Source organism: Pedococcus sp. P2_D9 (genome assembly GCF_056404275.1).
Window position 1 is genome coordinate 119,712 of sequence record NZ_JBFUEI010000003.1, and the last position, 18,053, is coordinate 137,764.

General features: G+C 70.0%; 17 protein-coding genes. 9 read left to right on the forward strand and 8 right to left on the reverse strand.

Going from position 1 to position 18,053, the window contains the following annotated elements:
- The first annotated feature begins 64 nt into the window (after positions 1-64).
- The 6 genes from AC1DXJ_RS05535 to AC1DXJ_RS05560 all read left to right on the forward strand — a co-directional run bounded on the left by AC1DXJ_RS05535 (position 65) and on the right by AC1DXJ_RS05560 (position 6,780).
- Positions 65-2,230, forward strand: a complete 2,166-nt coding sequence (locus tag AC1DXJ_RS05535; RefSeq protein WP_477636495.1) for a hypothetical protein — start codon at positions 65-67, stop codon at positions 2,228-2,230.
- A gap of 28 nt (positions 2,231-2,258) precedes the next feature.
- On the forward strand, positions 2,259-2,807 hold the full coding sequence (gene sigM / locus AC1DXJ_RS05540) for an RNA polymerase sigma factor SigM (RefSeq protein ID WP_477636496.1): 549 nt from the start codon (positions 2,259-2,261) through the stop codon (positions 2,805-2,807).
- An 85-nt stretch (positions 2,808-2,892) separates the two neighbouring features.
- Complete coding sequence (locus AC1DXJ_RS05545) at positions 2,893-3,669, forward strand: hypothetical protein (RefSeq protein WP_477636497.1); 777 nt, start codon at positions 2,893-2,895, stop codon at positions 3,667-3,669.
- 91 nt (positions 3,670-3,760) lie between these two features.
- Positions 3,761-4,810, forward strand: coding sequence for a thioredoxin-disulfide reductase (gene trxB / locus AC1DXJ_RS05550; RefSeq protein ID WP_477636498.1), 1,050 nt, complete (start codon positions 3,761-3,763; stop codon positions 4,808-4,810).
- 123 nt (positions 4,811-4,933) lie between these two features.
- A complete protein-coding gene (trxA, locus tag AC1DXJ_RS05555) occupies positions 4,934-5,260 on the forward strand; it encodes a thioredoxin (RefSeq protein WP_477614208.1) in 327 nt (108 codons plus the stop codon).
- Positions 5,261-5,568: 308 nt separating this feature from the next.
- On the forward strand, positions 5,569-6,780 hold the full coding sequence (locus AC1DXJ_RS05560; RefSeq protein ID WP_477636499.1) for an N-acetylmuramoyl-L-alanine amidase: 1,212 nt from the start codon (positions 5,569-5,571) through the stop codon (positions 6,778-6,780).
- A gap of 87 nt (positions 6,781-6,867) precedes the next feature.
- Here the strand turns inward: AC1DXJ_RS05560 and AC1DXJ_RS05565 are convergent, their stop codons facing one another.
- From AC1DXJ_RS05565 to rpmH, 8 genes are all read right to left on the reverse strand, one after another.
- Positions 6,868-8,088: a ParB/RepB/Spo0J family partition protein gene (locus AC1DXJ_RS05565; protein ID WP_477636500.1), complete on the reverse strand. Its 1,221-nt coding sequence runs from the start codon at positions 8,086-8,088 to the stop codon at positions 6,868-6,870.
- Between the two features lie 11 nt (positions 8,089-8,099).
- A complete protein-coding gene (locus tag AC1DXJ_RS05570) occupies positions 8,100-9,440 on the reverse strand; it encodes a ParA family protein (RefSeq protein WP_477636501.1) in 1,341 nt (446 codons plus the stop codon).
- Positions 9,441-9,529: 89 nt separating this feature from the next.
- Complete coding sequence (gene rsmG / locus AC1DXJ_RS05575) at positions 9,530-10,171, reverse strand: 16S rRNA (guanine(527)-N(7))-methyltransferase RsmG (protein ID WP_477636502.1); 642 nt, start codon at positions 10,169-10,171, stop codon at positions 9,530-9,532.
- A 217-nt stretch (positions 10,172-10,388) separates the two neighbouring features.
- A complete protein-coding gene (locus AC1DXJ_RS05580) occupies positions 10,389-11,093 on the reverse strand; it encodes a Jag family protein (protein WP_477636503.1) in 705 nt (234 codons plus the stop codon).
- Positions 11,094-11,104: 11 nt separating this feature from the next.
- Complete coding sequence (gene yidC, locus AC1DXJ_RS05585; RefSeq protein WP_477614214.1) at positions 11,105-12,124, reverse strand: membrane protein insertase YidC; 1,020 nt, start codon at positions 12,122-12,124, stop codon at positions 11,105-11,107.
- A gap of 102 nt (positions 12,125-12,226) precedes the next feature.
- Positions 12,227-12,487, reverse strand: a complete 261-nt coding sequence (gene yidD, locus AC1DXJ_RS05590; RefSeq protein ID WP_477636504.1) for a membrane protein insertion efficiency factor YidD — start codon at positions 12,485-12,487, stop codon at positions 12,227-12,229.
- The gene (gene rnpA / locus AC1DXJ_RS05595) at positions 12,484-12,924 is read right to left on the reverse strand and encodes a ribonuclease P protein component (RefSeq protein WP_477636505.1); all 441 of its coding nucleotides are present in this window, start codon (positions 12,922-12,924) and stop codon (positions 12,484-12,486) included. Before rnpA ends, yidD begins: the two co-directional genes overlap by 4 nt.
- Complete coding sequence (gene rpmH, locus AC1DXJ_RS05600) at positions 12,863-13,000, reverse strand: 50S ribosomal protein L34 (RefSeq protein WP_140739978.1); 138 nt, start codon at positions 12,998-13,000, stop codon at positions 12,863-12,865. The genes rnpA and rpmH overlap by 62 nt, the downstream gene beginning before the upstream one ends.
- Positions 13,001-13,496: 496 nt before the next feature.
- On the opposite strand from rpmH, the gene dnaA reads away from it, so the two are divergent.
- The 3 genes from dnaA to gnd all read left to right on the forward strand — a co-directional run bounded on the left by dnaA (position 13,497) and on the right by gnd (position 18,030).
- Positions 13,497-14,990, forward strand: coding sequence for a chromosomal replication initiator protein DnaA (dnaA, locus tag AC1DXJ_RS05605; protein ID WP_477636506.1), 1,494 nt, complete (start codon positions 13,497-13,499; stop codon positions 14,988-14,990).
- A gap of 705 nt (positions 14,991-15,695) precedes the next feature.
- A complete protein-coding gene (gene dnaN / locus AC1DXJ_RS05610) occupies positions 15,696-16,829 on the forward strand; it encodes a DNA polymerase III subunit beta (protein ID WP_477614218.1) in 1,134 nt (377 codons plus the stop codon).
- A 97-nt stretch (positions 16,830-16,926) separates the two neighbouring features.
- Positions 16,927-18,030, forward strand: a complete 1,104-nt coding sequence (gene gnd, locus AC1DXJ_RS05615; RefSeq protein ID WP_477614219.1) for a phosphogluconate dehydrogenase (NAD(+)-dependent, decarboxylating) — start codon at positions 16,927-16,929, stop codon at positions 18,028-18,030.
- The last annotated feature ends 23 nt before the right edge of the window (positions 18,031-18,053 follow it).

An 18,053-nucleotide genomic window follows, 5' to 3' on the forward strand; every position in this document is an offset into this window, starting at 1 on the left:
GGATGAGCCCGCACCGTGCTGGTGCAATAGGGGCGACGCGTCCATCGACACCGTAGGAGGCAGCGTGCACGGGGTAGGCCCATCGACGGTGCTGGGCGGCCGCTATGCCGTGCAGCGTCGGCTCGAGCAGCTGCCGAGGGCCGAACGCTGGTCGGCCCACGACACGACGCTGGAGCGCGACGTCGTCATCGTGTGCTTCTCCGAGGACGAGTCCCACGCCGATGCCACCCTCGACGCCGCGCGTCGCGTCGCCGGACTCGACAACCACCGCCTCGTGCGCGTGCTCGACGTGGGCCGGTCCGAGGGGATCGCGTTCTTCGTCGAGGAAGCCATCCACGACGCCCACTCGCTCGCCCAGATCCTCGAACAGGGCGGACTGCCCGCCGAGGAGGTCCGCCGCGTCGTCGGCGAGACCGCCACCGGCCTCGAGGCCGCCCGCGGCCGGGGCCTGCACCACCTGCGCCTCACCCCGCACTCGGTCCTGCGCTCCCACGACGGCACCATCAAGGTCCGCGGGGTGGCCACCCTCGCCGCGATGGCCGACGAGGACGACCTCGACGCCACGCAGGCGGCTCGGCTGGACGCCGTGGGCGTCGTGGCCCTCACGTATGCCGCGTTGACCAGCCGGTGGCCACTGCCTGGTTCGGTCCCCGGCCTGGAGTCCGCGCCGCACGTCGTCGGCGGCGTCCCCGCGCCGTCCGAGATCGCGGCGGGTGTCCCCGGTGACCTCGACGCCCTGTGCCGCCTCACCCTCAACGAGGACCAGGGGCCGCTCACCCCTGGTGACTTCGCCTCCCAGATCGCGCCGTGGGCCATGGCGCAGGTCAGCGGTCTCGGCGGCACGACCCCGGTGGACGACGGCACGACCCGGACCATTCCGCTGGCCATGGAGCAGCTGCGCTCCGAGCTCGCCACGGTGCCCATCCCGCCAGCAACCCAGGCAACCCCGGCACCCGCGTCCTCCCCCGCCTCGGAGAGCACCGTCGCCCTGCCGACCGGCCAGGACGCACCGGTCGACGGACCGGTYGACGGACCGTCCGTGTCCGCGGACGAGTGGGACGCGGCAGACGAGCAGGATGCGGCGTCTCAGCACCACGCGACCGGTGCGGACGTCGACACGGCGCTGCTCCCGGCCGCGGGTGGCCCTCGTCCCGCAGGTGGCGGCAGCGCGACGGGCAGTCCCGCGACGCGCCCGACCCAGACGCGGTTCGACCCGGTCCTCCCCGGCCCGCCCTCCGAGCCCTCCGAGCTGTCCGAGCCGGCCGCAGGGCTATCCACCCAGCCATCCGCAGAGCCCGGTGAGCCGGGCGCCGGCGCGGCGGCAGCCGCCCAGGCCGCTGCGGCGGCGAGTGCGGTCGGGTCCGCGATCGGCACGGCAGGTCAGGCAGCCGGTCAGGCAGCAGGGGCTGCTGCACACCGCGTGGGAAGCTTCGCCCGTGCGGCGGCGGACAAGGCGGCCGAGCGGCGGGCGCAGCGCCAGGCGGCCGAGGAGCGGGCCGAGCAACGCCGGATCTCCCTCGACCAGGCCCTCGTCGAGGGCCAGGAGCCACTGGACCCTCCGCTCCCCATGCTCCACGCCGACACCGGCGAGGCACCCACGCGCGACCAGTCCAAGCTCGTGCTGGCCGTCGTGGCGGCGTTCCTCATCCTGGCCATCGTGGTCGGTTTCTACGGAGCCTCGAAGATCGGTTCCAACACCGACCTCGGGCTCGGCACCCCCCCTACGCCGAGGAGCACCGTCAAGGTGACCGCCCCAGCGGTGACCGTCACGCCGACGCAGCCCGACGAGTCCTCGAGCCAGTCCTTCGCCGTCCTCAGCGCCACCGGGTTCGACCCGGAGGGCGACGGTGCGGAGCGCAACGGCGAGGCGGCCCGCGTCTTCGACGGCAAGGACAACACCTTCTGGAGCTCGGAGGGCTACGCGTCGGCCAACCTCGGTGGCCTCAAGAAGGGCGTCGGCGTGCGGCTGGACCTCGGCCAGAACCGCGACGTGACCACCGTCAAGCTGGTCCTGCCCAACGCCTCCGACGTGACGGTCTACGTCGGCGACGACCGAGAGAGCCTCGACAGCGCCAAGGAGGTCGGCTCCTCGAAGGGCAAGTCCGGCGACGTCACCCTGACCGCCCCTGCAGCGGTCAAGGGCCAGTTCGTCTTCGTCTGGTTCACCAGCGTGACCCAGGTCAGCGACGGGCGTTTCCGCGCCACGCTGGCCGAGGTCACGGTCAGCTGACCGGGAAGGTCGGCAGGGCGGCATACCCATGAGCACCCTCCCGCTGCGCGAGCGCGACGACCGCGACCTGCTCCGCGCCCACATCGCCGGCGACCCGGACGCCTTCGGGGAGCTGTTCCGTCGTCACCGCGACCGGATGTGGGCTGTCGCGCTGCGGACCACGCGCAACCGCGAGCTGGCCTCGGACTGCGTGCAGGACGCCTTCATCTCGGCGTTCCGGCGAGCCGAGTCCTACCGAGGCGACGCGGCCGTGACCACGTGGCTCCACCGCATCGTCGTCAACGCGTGCCTGGACCGGTTGCGGCGCGACAAGCCGACCAGTCCGCTGCCCGAGTACGAGCTGTCCGACAAGCGCGACGCGCAGGCCTCGGTCGACACCAGGCTCGACGTGCGGGAGGCCCTCGACCGGCTGCCCGAGGGCCAGCGGATGGCGCTCATCCTCGTCGACATGCACGGCCTCTCGGTGGCGGAGGCCGCCGCCGTCCTCGAGGTCGCGGAGGGCACCGTGAAGTCGCGCTGCAGCCGGGGCCGTGATGCCATGGCCGAGCTCCTCAGGGAACCATCGGGGCAGCCGTGACGTCGTACACATGTCGCCCCTGCCGTGTGTCCACCGGCATCCGCGCGTCCCGAATGCTGGTCCCCGACGTCTGGAGGTTCTCGTGGTGAGCACCCCACCCGTGCCCCCCGCGGACAAGGGAGGCCCCGAGCACGACCCCACCGGCATCCGCGAGCTGCTGTCGGCCCTGCCGGACCCCGGCCCCATGCCGGCGGACCTCGTCTCCCGGATCAACGCCTCCATCGCCGCCGAGCAGTCGGCCCGCGAGGGCGGCGGCACGGTCGTGCCCCTGCGACCGCGCCGCTGGGGCTGGCAGCACGTGGGAGTCGCCGCCGCGGCAGCCGCCATCCTCGGCTTCGGCCTCCCCGCCCTGCTCACCGGCACCGGCCCCGGCGACGTGATGGCCTCCCTCAGCGGCGGCTCCGCCGCAGACAGCGGCAGCGGGGCGGCGGCCAGTAGCGAGAGCGGGTCGGACACGAACTCGGGGTCGGGCGTGGCGCCGCGCACCCAGTCGTCCTCGGGCCCGGACCTGCGGGTCAGGGGGCCCTTGGGCCAGGTGTCGCTGGCGGCCAGCGGCACGGCATACACCGCGGCAGCGCTCGCCACGCAGGCTGCTGCCGTCCACTACACCGCCCGCGACAGCGCAGCAGCACCCAAGGCGAGCCGCGGTCCCGCCGACAGCGAGACCGGCCTGCGCGCCTGCCTCACCGCGATCGGCGTGCAGGCCTGGATGCCGGTCGCGGCTGACGTCGCGACTCTCGACGGCGCACCAGCGGTGGTCGCCGTGGTCAGCAACGACACCGGACGGACCGTGTATGCCGTGTCCCCGGCCTGCGACGCCGCGCACCCCCTCGTGCTGGCCGGCCCGCTCGCGGTCCCCTGAGCCTGCAGGGGCCGCCTCACGGCGCGTCGTGACGCACCGCAGCGGTGGGGAACATCGAGGGCCTACGATCGGTTGCAGACACAGGCACCGTATGTTGCGGTGCACCGCCTTCTCGACCACAAGGGGCTGTAACCGCGTGAGCACCACCGCACCTGCCGACATCCGCAGTCTGATCATCATCGGCTCCGGTCCAGCGGGCTACACCGCCGCCGTCTACGCGGCCCGGGCCAACCTCCAGCCCCTGCTGTTCGAGGGCGCCGTGACCGCTGGTGGCGCGCTGATGAACACCACCGACGTCGAGAACTTCCCCGGCTTCCGCGACGGCATCATGGGCCCGGACCTGATGGAGAACATGCGGGCCCAGGCCGAGCGGTTCGGCGCCGAGATCATCACCGACGACGTCGAGTCGGTCGACCTCGAGGGCGAGGTCAAGACGGTCGTCGACGCCGAGGGCAACACCTACCGTGCGCACGCCGTGATCCTGGCGATGGGGTCGGCCTACCGTGAGCTCGGGCTGCCCGACGAGAAGCGACTCTCCGGCCACGGCGTCTCGTGGTGTGCGACGTGTGACGGCTTCTTCTTCCGCGACCAGGACATCGCCGTGGTCGGCGGTGGCGACTCGGCCGTCGAGGAGGCGACCTTCCTCACCAAGTTCGCCCGTTCGGTGACGATCGTGCACCGTCGCGACGAGCTGCGCGCCTCCAAGATCATGGCCGAGCGCGCCCTGTCCAACGACAAGATCAGGTTCGCCTGGAACTCCGCCGTCGAGGCGATCCACGGTGATGCCAAGCTGACCGGGATCACGCTGCGCGACACCGTGACCGGCGAGACCCGTGAGCTGCCCGTCACCGGCCTGTTCGTCGCGATCGGGCACGACCCCCGCAACGAGCTGGTCAAGGGCGTCGTCGAGCTCGACGACGAGGGCTACGTCCTGGTCCAGGGCCGCACGACGCTCACCAACGTGCCCGGTGTGTTCGCCTCCGGCGACCTCGTCGACCACACCTACCGCCAGGCCATCACCGCGGCCGGTTCCGGGTGCGCCGCGGCCCTCGACGCCGAGCGCTACCTCGCCGACCGCGAGCACGCGGGCGCACCCGCAGGCGACGCCGCCCTCACCGACGAGCCCGCCCTCACCCACTGACCACCCTGTCTGCCTGTCAGACCCCGCTGGGATCCTGACGGACAGGCCGAGCCCCACGCCACAACCGGCACACCTCACCACCCATCCAGCCCCAACCGCAGCACCACCGAAAGGAGCCCCCGAGTGGGAGCCATCAAGGACACCACGGACGCCACCTTCGAGGTCGACGTCCTCCAGAACGACAAGCCCGTCCTGGTGGACTTCTGGGCGCCCTGGTGCGGCCCGTGCCGCGCCGTCGCCCCGGTCCTCGAGGAGCTGGCGATCGCGCACGCCGACAAGATCGACATCGTCAAGCTCAACACCGACGAGAACCTCGCGGTGAGCAGCCGCTACGGCATCACCGGCATCCCGACCCTCAACGTCTACGTCGGCGGCGAGGTCGTCAAGACCCTCGTGGGTGCGATGCCCAAGCCCAAGCTGGTGCGCGAGCTCGCCGACTACCTCGGCTGAGCACCGCAGTGACCGTGTGCCGGCCGCGCCCGATGGTGGGTGCGGCCGGCATCGTCGTCCCCTGGCTTCGGGCCAGGACGTGAGGACCACGGACGAACCAGGCGACCGGACGAGGCCTTCGGACCAGGCTTTCGGACCAGGGGTCGTCCGGTTGGTCCGCAGCCCGGTTCTGACTTAGGCTCGGGCGTCAGCCACCATGCCCCGCAACCCGGGCGCACCACCGCTGACCTGCACAAATACCCCAACAGCCAGCCACCCGCACACCGGCCAAGAACCTGGCTCGGTGCGCGATCACCCGAGGAGGTCGAGTGTCCGACAGCAAGAGCGGCCTGCTCGGCCTCGGCAGCCACGGACCCGCCGTCCTGGACGTGCGAGCCAGGCTGGCGGCGCTGCCACTCGACCAGCTGCCCGAACCGCCACACCTCGGCGGCCCTGACGTCGAGGGCGCTGGCGAGGGGGACCAGACCCCGTTCGACCCCGCCCTGTTCGACGCTTCCCTCGAGCGCGCGGTGCGGGCCTTCCAGCAGCACAAGGGGCTGATCGTCGACGGGGTGGTCGGGGTCGAGACCTTCACGGCCATCGACGGTGCCCGCTGGGCCCTCGGCGACCGGATCCTCATGCACACGCCGGGTCACCTGCTGCGCGGGGAGGACGTCGTCACCCTGCAGGAGCGGCTCAACACCCTCGGCTTCGCCGCCGGCCGCGTCGACGGCCGGTTCGGGCCCGAGACGGAGCGTGCGGTACGCAGCTTCCAGCGCGCCTACGGCCTCTCCGGTGACGGATCGGTCGGTCCCGACACGCTGCGTGCCTTCAAGGACCTGCGTCGCTCCGTGTCCGGGGGCTCGGCCAACGTGCTGCGCGAGCAGGAGCTGGTCCGCCGCTCCGGGCACAGCCTGAGTGGCCGCACCGTCGTGCTCGACCCGGGCCACGGTGGCAGCAACTCCGGCGCCGTGGCCCACGGGCTGGTCGAGGCCGAGCTGGTCATGGACCTCGCGCGCCGGATCGAGGGTCGGCTGACCGCCATCGGCGTCTCGGTCGTCTACACCCGCACCGAGCACACCTGCCCCACCGAGGACGAGCGGGCCGCCCTGGCCAACGATGCCGGCGCCGACCTCGTGCTCTCACTGCACTGCGACTCCCACGACGCCGCCGAGGCCAGCGGGGTCGCCACCTTCTTCTTCGGCCGCGACCGCAAGACGTCGTGGTCGGCCGTCGGGGAGCACCTCGCCGACCTGGTGCTGCGCGAGGTCGTGGCGCGCACCGGTCTCGAGAACTGCCGCTCGCACGGCCGCTCCTGGGCCCTGCTGCAGCAGACCCGGATGCCTGCCGTGCGCATCGAGGCCGGCTACCTGTCCCACCCCAGCGACGCCGCACGCCTGGCCGACCCGGCGTTCCGCGACACGATCGCCGAGGCCGTGCTGGTCAGTCTGCAGCGGCTCTACCTGGGAGATGACGACACGGCCACGACGGGCGTCCTGAGACTCGGCGACCTGCGCGCCTACCTCGCCTCACACAGCTGACAACGGCCACGAATCGGCTACTCCCCCAAGGGGATTCGCCGACCGCTGAGCAGCCCGCGGTCGCGGGCAGTCGGTCGGTCCGTGGTCTCAGCTGCGACGGTCGAGGCCGAGCATGTCGACGATCCGGTTGAGGTCCTCGACCGAGGCGAACTCGACCGTCAGCTTGCCCTTGCGCTGACCCAGGGCGATGTTGACCCTCGTGTCGAACCGGTCGGACAGCCGGGCCGCCAGGTCGTCGAGCTGGGGGTGCCGGTTGCCGGCGCGGGGGCGACGCGGCTTGGCCACGTCGTCCGGCCCGCCGACGGCGACGATCTCCTCGACGTTGCGGACGCTCAGGCCCTCGGCCACGATCCGCTGCGCGACGCGCTCCATCGCGGCCCCGTCGGGCAGCGACAGCAAGGCCCGCGCGTGGCCGGCCGACAGCACGCCCGCAGCCACGCGGCGGGCGACGAGCGGAGGCAGCTTCAGCAGCCGCAGCGTGTTGGAGATCTGGGGCCGGGAACGGCCGATCCGAGCGGCGAGCTCGTCGTGGGTGCAGCCGAAGTCCTCGAGCAGCTGCTGGTAGGCCGCCGCCTCCTCGAGAGCGTTCAGCTCGCTGCGGTGCAGGTTCTCCAGGAGGGCGTCCCGCAGGAGGTCGTCGTCCTCGGTCTCCTTGACGATCGCCGGCACGGTGGCCCGCCCAGCCTCCTGCGAGGCGCGCCAGCGGCGCTCACCCATGATGAGCTCGTAGCGCACGCCCTCGGGGGCGTTGTCGAGCTGGTCAGGCCCCTGACCTGCAGGAATGGGCCTGATGACGATCGGCTGAAGCACCCCGATCTCGGAGATGGAGTGCACCAGCTCGGCCATGTCGTCCTCGTCGAAGACCGACCGGGGCTGACGCGGGTTGGGGCGGATCTGCTCGACCGGGATCTCGCCGTAGGAGACTCCCGGGACCGGCGCCAGCCCGTGCGGGTTGTCCGTCTCTGCCGCGTCCACCGCGCCATCTGCGTCGTCGGTGCTGTTCGCGTCACCGCCTGGCGCCTCACCGGTGCGGCTCTGCCCGTTGCCGGCAGCGCGATCGTCGTCGGACACCCCGTCCGGACCGTGACCGGCGTCGCTGGGCGGCTCCATCGTCGTCGTGGTCGTCCCTGCCCCAGCCGTGGCCTCGCCGGCGCCGTCGCGCCCGGACGGCGTCCCACCGGCATACGCCGTCGCGCCGGGACGCTGGTCAGGGAAGAAGACGTCCACGGGACGGCCGTTGGGGGAGGTCGGGGCGTTCGGGATCAGGGCACCCAGGCCCCTGCCGAGTGCGCGGCGCTTCTCGCTCATGGTGTCTTCTCTCAGTTCTGCGTGGACGCGGTCGAGTGGTCGGCGGTGGCGGCGCCGCGATCGGCGAGCTCAGCAGCCGCGCCCAGGTAGGACAGGGCGCCGCTGGAGTTGGGGTCGTAGGTCATCACGGTCTGGCCGTGGCTCGGCGCCTCCGAGATGCGCACCGAGCGAGGCACGGTGTTGCGCAGGACCTGCGCGGGGAAGTGGTTGCGCACTTCCTCGGCGACCTGGGCCGACAGGCGGGTTCGGCCGTCGTACATGGTCAGCAGGATGGTCGACACGTGCAATGACGGGTTGAGGTGGTTGCGGATCAGCTCGATGTTCTTGAGCAGCTGTGACAGACCCTCGAGCGCGTAGTACTCGCACTGGATCGGGATGAAGACCTCCTGGGCGGCGACGAAGGCGTTGACCGTCAGCAGGCCCAGGCTCGGGGGGCAGTCGATCAGGACGTAGTCCGGCGCCGGGCGATCGGCATCGGCGTCCGCTTCCAGGTACGCCGCGATCGCCTTCTGGAGGCGGGTCTCGCGCGCAACCAGCGAGACGAGCTCGATCTCCGCGCCGGCGAGGTCGATCGTGGCCGGCGCACACCACAGGCCGGGGATGTCCGGGCACTCCTGGACAACATCCGCCATCGGTGTGCCGTCGACGAGGACGTCGTAGATGCTCGGCACCTCGGCGTGGTGGTCGATACCGAGGGCCGTACTCGCATTGCCCTGCGGGTCGATGTCGATGACCAGCACGGTCAAGCCCGCCTGGGCCAGCGCCGCCGCGACGTTCACGGTGGTGGTGGTCTTGCCCACCCCGCCCTTCTGGTTGGCCACGGTCAGGACGCGCGTCGCCGTCGGCTTGGGGAAGACTCGCCCGGTGAGGGCTATTCGTTTGCGGGCATCAGCGGCGACGGCTTGCGCCAAGGGGGTGTCCCGGTCAGCGGTCGGCAAGGAGGAGGCCAGTTCCTCACGCTCGTCCGTTTCACGTGAAACAACGGCCGCCAGCGCCTCCTCAGCCGCGGCCGCATCCACGGGGCGGGTGCCCGGGTGGGTGCCCGCGTGGGCGTCGGGATGGAGGTCGCGGGCGCCGTTGGTTTCACGTGAAACAGCGGCGGTATCGCTGTCGACTGTGCCGGTCATGGAGGCGTCACCTGTCGTGAGGGTCGTACCGTTCGCCGTGGGCTCGGCCTGTCCCGCGCGCTCGTCCTGGGCCGTCGTCGCGGTGGAGAGCTGCTCCGTTTCACGTGAAACCGGGTCGCTCTGCGACCTCCGGTCCCCTGCCGGCCACCCGAGTGCGCTGCTGGGGCGGTCCGGCCGTTGCGGCCATCCGAGCCCCCTGGTCAGGTGCAGCGTTGCTGTGCTCACGCAGTCTCCTCGTTGGCCATGGGCATCATCCAACCCTAGTTCGCGCGTGCGTCACAACGCGGGAGGCAGCGCCCTGTCAGCAGGATTGATCAGGTCCGGTTCCTGGCGCGTCGCGCGGCACCGCGCTTGGCTGCCGGACGAGCGCCCACCGTGAGCTGCAGCGTGGTGGTGGGCACGGGGAGCAGGCCGGCGCCGAAGGTCACGACCCGCGCTGAGGTCATTCCGAGCCTGCGCAGCACCTTCTCCTCGGCGGCCAGTTCCTGGGCGGCGGACTCGCCCTTGAGGGCCACCAGGGTGCCGTCGTCGGCCAGCAGCGGGAAAGTCCACCGGGCGAGCTTGTCAATGCGGGCGACCGCTCGCGCGGTGGCATAGGGCGCCGTCAGCACCCCGTTGAACTCCTCGGCCCGGCCCCGATGGACCGTGCAGTTGGAGAGGCCGAGCTCGTCGATCGTGGTCGAGAGCCACGTGGTGCGACGCAACATGGGCTCGACCAGATGCAGGTGCAGGTCAGGCCGCACGATGGCCAGGGCCAAACCGGGCAACCCGGCTCCGGAACCCACGTCGACCACGGCCACCCCCTCGGGGAAGGCATCGTGCGCGACCGCACAGTTGAGGATGTGCCGGTCCCAGAGAATCGGCACCTCGCGGGGGCCGATCAGGCCGTGCGAAACCCCGGTGTCGGCCAGGATCGCGGCGAACCGCTCGGCCAGGGCCAGCTGCGTACCGAACACTGCCTCAGCCGCCTGCGGTGCCACCGGAGCCGGAGCCGCTGGGTCTGACGCGGGCGGGTCTGAAGCGGTTGGGTCTGAAACGGCTGGAGGAGCGGCGGGACCCGTCGACGACGCGACGGGCGCGGTCCCGGTCTCCCCGGTCCCGCGCCCGTCGTCGGTGCGTTCGTGCGCCGTCATGCGCTCTGTTTCACGTGAAACACGCTCGCCTGCGGCTCGATCACGCCGGGAGGACGACGACGAAGCGCCGGGGCTCCACGCCGTCGGACTCGGACGTGAGACCGGCAGCGAGGACCTCGTCATGAACGACCTTGCGCTCGAAAGCCGTCATCGGCTCGAGAGAGGCCTGCTCGCCCGTCGCCTTGACCTGCTCGATGACGCCGCGCGCGACCTCGACCAAGGACGCACGGCGCTCGGCCCGGTGGCCGGCTACGTCCAGCATCAGTCGGCTGCGCTCTCCGGTGGCCGCCTGGACGGCGAGCCGCGTCAGCTCCTGGAGCGCGTCGAGCACCTTGCCGTCCTGGCCGACCAGGCGCCGGGGCACCCGGCCCTCGTCGGAGTCGACGATGGACACCGCGGCACGGTCGCCGTCCACGTCCACGTCGATGTCGCCGTCGAGGTCGGCAATGTCGAGCAGGGTCTCCAGGAAGTCCGCTGCCACCTCGCCCTCACGCTCGAGGTCGGCCACCTTGGCCGGGCGACGCCGCGGCGCCCCGTGCTCGTGGTCAGAGGGCGCGTCCGCTGCCGTGTCGTCGGAGTCGTCGGAGTCGCCGGCGCCCGGGTCGGTGAGCTGATCGGCGCCCTGGTCGGTGCCCTGGTCGGTCCCGTGGTCGATGCCCTGGTCGGCGCCCTGGTCGGTGCCCTCGTCGATGGACGTCTCAGTGGTCTGGGTGTCGTCCACGACGGTGTTGTTGTGCTCGGTCATGGTGGTCACTCTCAGTTGTCGGTCTGGGGCTTGGTGTCTGTGGTGGAGCTGGGCGCCGGCTTCTTGGCCGGCCCTGCGGCACCCTTCTTCTTCTTGTTCCGCGAAGGCTGGACGCGCTGACCGCCCGCCTTGGGCGCCTCGGTGTCCTCCACCTTGTCGAGCCCCTTGACGGTGAACTCCTCGATCGGCTTGCCCTTCTTGCGCCGCCGCTCCTGCATCGCCTTCTCCGCGAGGGAGCCGGGGGCGGGCATCTTGCGGATCACGTAGAACTGCTGGCACATCGACCACACGTTGGTGGTGAGCCAGTACAGGAGGACACCGATCGGGAAGTTGACGCCGGAGATCGCGAAGAAGATCGGCATCAGGTAGAGCAGCATCTTCTGCTGCTTGGCGAACGGGTTGTCCAGCGCCGAGGCCGGCATGTTCTTCATCATCAGCTGGCGCTGGGTGGTGAACGTGCTGGCAGACATGGCGATGATGAGCACGACAGTGACGATCTGGACGGTGAGGCTGTTCGCTCCGACGAACTTGTCGGACAGCTGTGCACCGAAGAACGTCGACGACTCCGCCTCACCGGCGAGCTTGGCCGAGATCGGGCCGATCGGATCGTTCGTGCCGTCGGCGATCTTCTTGAGCCCGTTGAGCACGCGGAACAGTCCGAAGAAGAACGGTGACTGCAGCAGGATCGGCAGGCACGAGCTGAACGGGTTGGTCCCCGTGCGCTTGTAGAGGTCCATCGTCTCCTGCGTCATCGCCTGACGGGAGTCCGGGTCCTTCTTGTCCTTGTACTTGGCCTGGATCTTCTGCATCTCGGGCTGGATGAGCTGCATCCGCCGCGACGCGTGGATCTGCTTGACGAACAGCGGGATCATCGCGGCCCGCATCACCACCACGAGGCCGACGATGGACAACGTCCACGCGACGCCGGAGTCGGACGGGATGCCGAGCAGGTTCGTGAACACCCAGTGCCAACCGAAAAGAATCCACGAGACGATCCACTCGAACGGGAAGATCAGATCACTGAAACTCATGTCGTCCTCAATCTGGTGGTGGGCCGTCGAGGTGACGGTCCACCGGTGGTTCCGGCCGCGCAGTGGGTATGCCGCGCGGCCGGCAGGTCTGGTGCCTTGCCGCTAGGCGGCGTGGGCGGCATGCGTGGGTCGTGCTGGAACGTGGTCGACCCCACCGGCTGCCCAGGGATGGCACCTAGCCAACCGCTTGGCGGCCAGCCAGGTTCCCTGGACCGGACCGAAGCGCCGGATCGCGGTGAGCGCGTAGGCCGAGCAGGAGGGGTAGTACCGGCAGGTCGGGGGCGTCATCGGTGAGATGAAGCGCTGGTAGAAGAGCAGGAGCCCGATCAGGGGTGCCGCGGTCACCCGCTTGAGGGTGCTCACGCGCGCCTCGCCCCGAGTCGTGCGGTCACCCGAGCGAGGAGACCATCCAGCTCGACGCCCAGAGACGACGAATTGGCTTGCGCCGCAACAGGATTCGCACGAATCACGAGATCCGTACCAAGCGGGAGTGCGCCGACCCGAGCCGCCATCAGCGCCCGCAGGCGCCGCTTGGTCCGGTTGCGGACCACCGCTCCGCCGACGGCTTTGGAGACAACAAAACCGACCCGCGGCGGTTGTCCCGCACGCGCGTCGGCCTGGTTGGCGTGGACCACGATCAGCGTGGAGCCAGCTCGGGCTCCCCTGGGCCCCCGAAAGGTGGCCGCGAAGTCCGAACTCGCACGGAGCCGGTGCCCCGCGGGCAGCACGGGGTCGGCCTCAGGCGGAGAGCTCGGTGCGGCCCTTGGCGCGGCGGGCCGACAGGATGGCGCGACCCGCACGGGTCCGCATACGCAGGCGGAAGCCGTGGGTCTTGGCCCGACGACGGTTGTTCGGCTGGAAAGTACGCTTGCTCACGAGGATCTCCGTTACTGATCAGGCCCGGGTGGCCTGCTGAGTGCATGGGCGGCTGGGTGGTCGGCCGCAATCGGAGACCCGCGAGAACCGATCCTCGGTGGCTGGCACCAGGGATCCAGGGCGTCACGGGCATGCGAAAACGGCCGACAGGCCGGTTCCAAGGTACGCGAGCGCCCACCGCAGGGTCAAACCAGCGCCGGCCACGCGGCATACCGCGTGGAGCAGCTGGGCTGGCGAGGCGCCAATAGCACCCACTCTTGGCCATTTCTACCCAGACACGCCGTGCGTCGGGCACCAATTTCCCCGAACGAGACCCAATTTCCGCCGTTTCGGTTGCCGCCCTGCGCCGCTGTTGTTACCGTCCCTCCTCGTCCCATCCCTTGCCCACAGGTTGTGGATAACTATGTGGATAAGGCACAGTGTCGATGAGGCACAGGGGACAGACACCATGACCCTGCGACAGGGCAGCCAAACCGTCGAAAGGGATGTGGGACCGGTGAGTGACACAGATCTGGACTACACGCAGATCTGGCAGAACACCATCGCCACCCTCGACGCCGACGGACTCCCGGCCCGCGAACGCGCGTTCCTCACGCTGGCCCGCCTCGCCGGACTCCTCGACGGAACCGCCCTGGTCAAGGTGCCGAACGAGTACACCAAGGACGTCGTCGAGCAGCGGGTGCGCGACGCGGTGACCCAGGCACTGTCCTCTCAGCTCGGCGAGCAGGTGCAGTTGGCCGTCACCGTCGACACCTCGTTGGACGAGGCCCACCATGGTGAGGACACCACGGGTTACGTCGACGAGCAGCCCCTGTCGATCCCTCCCCTCGCCCAGCATGGACAGCCGCACGGCCAGCCGCCTGCCCACCTCACGGTGGACAACGTCTACCCGCTGACGCCGCCCGCCGAGGCGCAACGCCGCCCGCGCGACGAGGTCATGAGCGTCACCGACGAGTCGGCGACTCGACTCAACCCCAAGTACACCTTCGACACCTTCGTCATCGGCGCGAGCAACCGGTTCGCCCACGCGGCCGCGGTCGCCGTGGCCGAGGCGCCGGCCAAGGCGTACAACCCGCTGTTCGTCTACGGCGAGTCCGGGCTGGGCAAGACCCACCTGCTGCACGCCATCGGGCACTACGCGCGCAACCTCTACCCGCACGTGAAGGTGCGGTACGTGAACTCCGAGGAGTTCACCAACGACTTCATCAACAGCATCCGCGACGACAAGGCGAGCAACTTCCAGCGCCGCTACCGCGACGTCGACGTGCTCCTCATCGACGACATCCAGTTCCTGCAGGGCAAGGTGCAGACGCAGGAAGAGTTCTTCCACACCTTCAACACGCTCCACAACGCCAACAAGCAGGTCGTGATCACCAGTGACCTGCCCCCCAAGCTGCTGTCCGGCTTCGAGGAACGCATGCGCAGCCGGTTCGAGTGGGGCCTGCTGACCGACGTCCAGCCGCCCGACCTCGAGACCCGCATCGCGATCCTGCGCAAGAAGGCCATCCAGGAACGCATGAGCGCGCCCGACGACGTGCTCGAGTTCATCGCGAGCCGGATCTCGACCAACATCCGCGAGCTCGAGGGCGCCCTCATCCGCGTCACGGCCTTCGCCAGCCTCAACCGGCAGAGCGTCGACATGGGCCTGGCCGAGATCGTCCTCAAGGACCTGATCCCCAACGAGCAGGGCTCCCAGATCACCAGCGCGACGATCATGGCCCAGACCGCGGCCTACTTCGGGCTGACCATCGAGGACCTCTGCGGCACGTCGCGCTCGCGGGTCCTGGTCACGGCTCGCCAGATCGCGATGTACCTGTGCCGCGAGCTGACCGACCTGTCCCTGCCCAAGATCGGGCAGCAGTTCGGTGGCCGTGACCACACCACGGTCATGCACGCCGACAAGAAGATCCGCCAGCTGATGGCCGAGCGGCGCGCGATCTACAACCAGGTGACCGAGCTGACCAACAGGATCAAGCAGCAGTCTCGCTGACGCCGGATTCCGACTTCTCTGCACGAGGAACTGGTTGTCCACAGCCTTGTGCACAGGTGTGGGGGCCTGTTCACCTCCCCGACACCTCAGTCGAGTTCGTGCTCAGGTGAGCACGAATCCCGCAGCAGATTCGGACATTTGAGGAACTCGACCCATGGTCCACACCTGTGGACAACTCTGTGGGTATGTGGTTCGGCCCTACGCCTATCCACCAAACGGATGATTTCTGTTCCGGAGCCGTTTCCCCCGCACATCCACCCCTGTGGACAACCGGTGGACAACCCGTGCACGACCAGCTTTCAGCTGGGGACAACCGGGGTATGCCGTGTGGAGACCGTGTGGGCGCAGCCGGCGCCTCCACAAGCCGGCCCAGGTTGTGCCACCGCTTGTCCACCCGGCATACACAGGGGGCGCGCCGCGCTGACCTGCACCGATGTCGGTCGTCCACAGGATCCACACCCCCTATGACAACGACTACCCATCTCCCATCAGCCATCCAGCCCCGAGTACCAATCCTGACCCTGCCCACCTCCAGACCACACCGCTACCCACTGAAATGACACGGAGGAAACAGCTGGGACGGATTGCCCCATCCGGGTTGGCCGAGTGCATCGTGAGCACTAGGGTCAGTGCGCAATCACATTTGTGAAGTCACATTCTTGAAGTTCGGCGGCGGGGCCGCGTGCGAAAGGGCAGGTAGTCACGGTGAAGTTTCGGGTCGAACGTGAGGTCCTCGCCGACGCCGTGACCTGGGTGGCCCGTGGCCTCCCGGCCCGTCCCCCGGTGCCCGTCCTCGCCGGTGTCCTCATCGAGGCGAACGACGAGGGCACCCTGACCCTCTCGGCCTTCGACTACGAGGTCTCCGCCAAGATCACCGTCGCGGCCGAGGTCGCCGAGGGCGGCACGGTGCTCGTCCTGGGCCGACTGCTCGCCGACATCTCCCGCAACCTCCCCACCAAGCCGGTCGACATCGCCACCGAGGGCAACAAGGTCTCCGTGGTCTGCGGGTCCTCGCGCTTCAGCCTGATGCAGATGCCGGCCGACGACTACCCCACGCTGCCGATCTCCCCCACGGCGAGCGGCACCATCGCCGGCGACGTCTTCACCCAGGCGGTTGCCCAGGTCGCGATCGCCGCCGACCGCGGTGACACCCTGCCGATTCTCACGGGCGTCCGCGTCGAGATCGACGGCGACAAGATGACGCTCCTCGCGACCGACCGCTACCGGTTGGCCATGCGTGAGCTGACCTGGAACCCCGAGGCCACCGACGCCAGCCACCTGGCCCTGGTCCCGGCCCGCACCCTGTCCGAGACGGCCAAGGCACTGGGCGCCTCCGGGTCGATCGAGGTCGCCCTCGGGTCTTCCGCCGGTGGCGACGGGCTGGTCGGCTTCGAGGCCGGGCAGCGACGCACCACCACCCGCCTGCTCGACGGTGAGTACCCCAAGGTCACTTCGATCTTCCCCACGACGGTCGACACCGAGGCCGTCCTCAAGACCTCCGAGCTCATCGAGGCCGTGAAGCGGGTCGCCCTCGTGGCCGAGCGCAACACCCCGGTGCGCCTGAAGTTCTCCGACGGCCAGGTGGCCATCGAGGCCGGCACCGGTGACGACGCCCAGGCCTCCGAGGCCGTCGAGTCGACCCTCACCGGTCCCGAGATCGAGATCGCGTTCAACCCGCAGTTCCTGCTCGACGGCCTCGGCGCGGTCGGCACCGACTACTCGCGGTTCTCCTTCACCCAGCCGTCACGCCCGGCGGTGCTGTCCGGCCAGGACGAGCTAGACGGCGACGCCGACAGCTCCTACCGCTACGTCCTGATGCCCGTTCGCTTCGCGAGCTGACCGCCCCCGGGCGTAGCCTGAGCACGCGCACCGCGAGGTATGCCGCAAAGCCAGCGCGGCGGCATACCGAACCACCCACACGAACGGGAGTCGTCACATGCAGCTCGGTCTGATCGGTCTCGGCAAAATGGGCGGCAACATGCGCGAGCGGATCCGCCGCGCCGGGCACGAAGTGGTCGGCTTCGACCGCAACCCTGCGGTGGCGGACGTCAAGACCCTGGCCGCCCTGGTCAAGGCACTCGACGCCCCGCGCACGGTGTGGGTGATGGTCCCCGCGGGCGCGCCGACGACCGACACCGTGGCCCAGCTGGCCAAGCTGCTCGACAAGGGCGACATGGTCATCGACGGCGGCAACAGCCGGTTCACCGATGACTTCGAGAACGAGAAGCTGTTGAAGGCCAAGGGCATCGGCTACCTCGACTGCGGGGTCAGCGGCGGCATCTGGGGCCTGGACAACGGCTACGGCCTGATGGTCGGCGGTTCGGCTGCCAACGTGCGCAAGGCGATGCCGATCTTCGATGCCCTGCGGCCCGAGGGTCCGCGCGAGGAGGGCTTCGTCCACGCCGGCAAGGTCGGCGCCGGGCACTACACCAAGATGGTCCACAACGGCATCGAGTACGGCCTGATGGCTGCGTATGCCGAGGGCTACGAGCTGCTCGAGGCCAAGGACATCGTCACCGACGTCCCGGGCGCCTTCAAGGCCTGGACCCGCGGCACAGTCGTCCGGTCCTGGCTGCTCGACCTGCTGGTCGACGCCCTGGAGAAGAACCCGCACCTCGAGGACGTCTCCGGCTACACCGTCGACTCGGGGGAGGGGCGCTGGACCGTCGAGGAGGCGATCGCCAACTCGGTCCCGATGCCGGTCATCTCGGCGTCGCTGTTCTCCCGGTTCGCCTCCCGCCAGCAGGAGTCCCCGACCATGCAGGCCGTGGCGGCCCTGCGCGGTGGGTTCGGTGGACACCAGGTGATGTCGGTCGCCGAGGGCGAAAAGCTCCGCGCCGAGGGAGCCCCGAAGCACGAGAAGGCGGTCGCGGCGAAGGCCGCGACGAAGGAGAAGCCGACCAAGAGCCCCGCCAAGGCGGCTGCGAAGGGTCGCAAGGCAGCCTCGGCCGGTCCCTCCTCGGGCACCGGCTCGACGCGGGGGTCTGCACCGTCGGGGTCTGCGCGGTCGGCGTCGGCTAGCAAGCGCGCGGCGCGATGAGCCTGCTGCGCCGCGACGAGCCC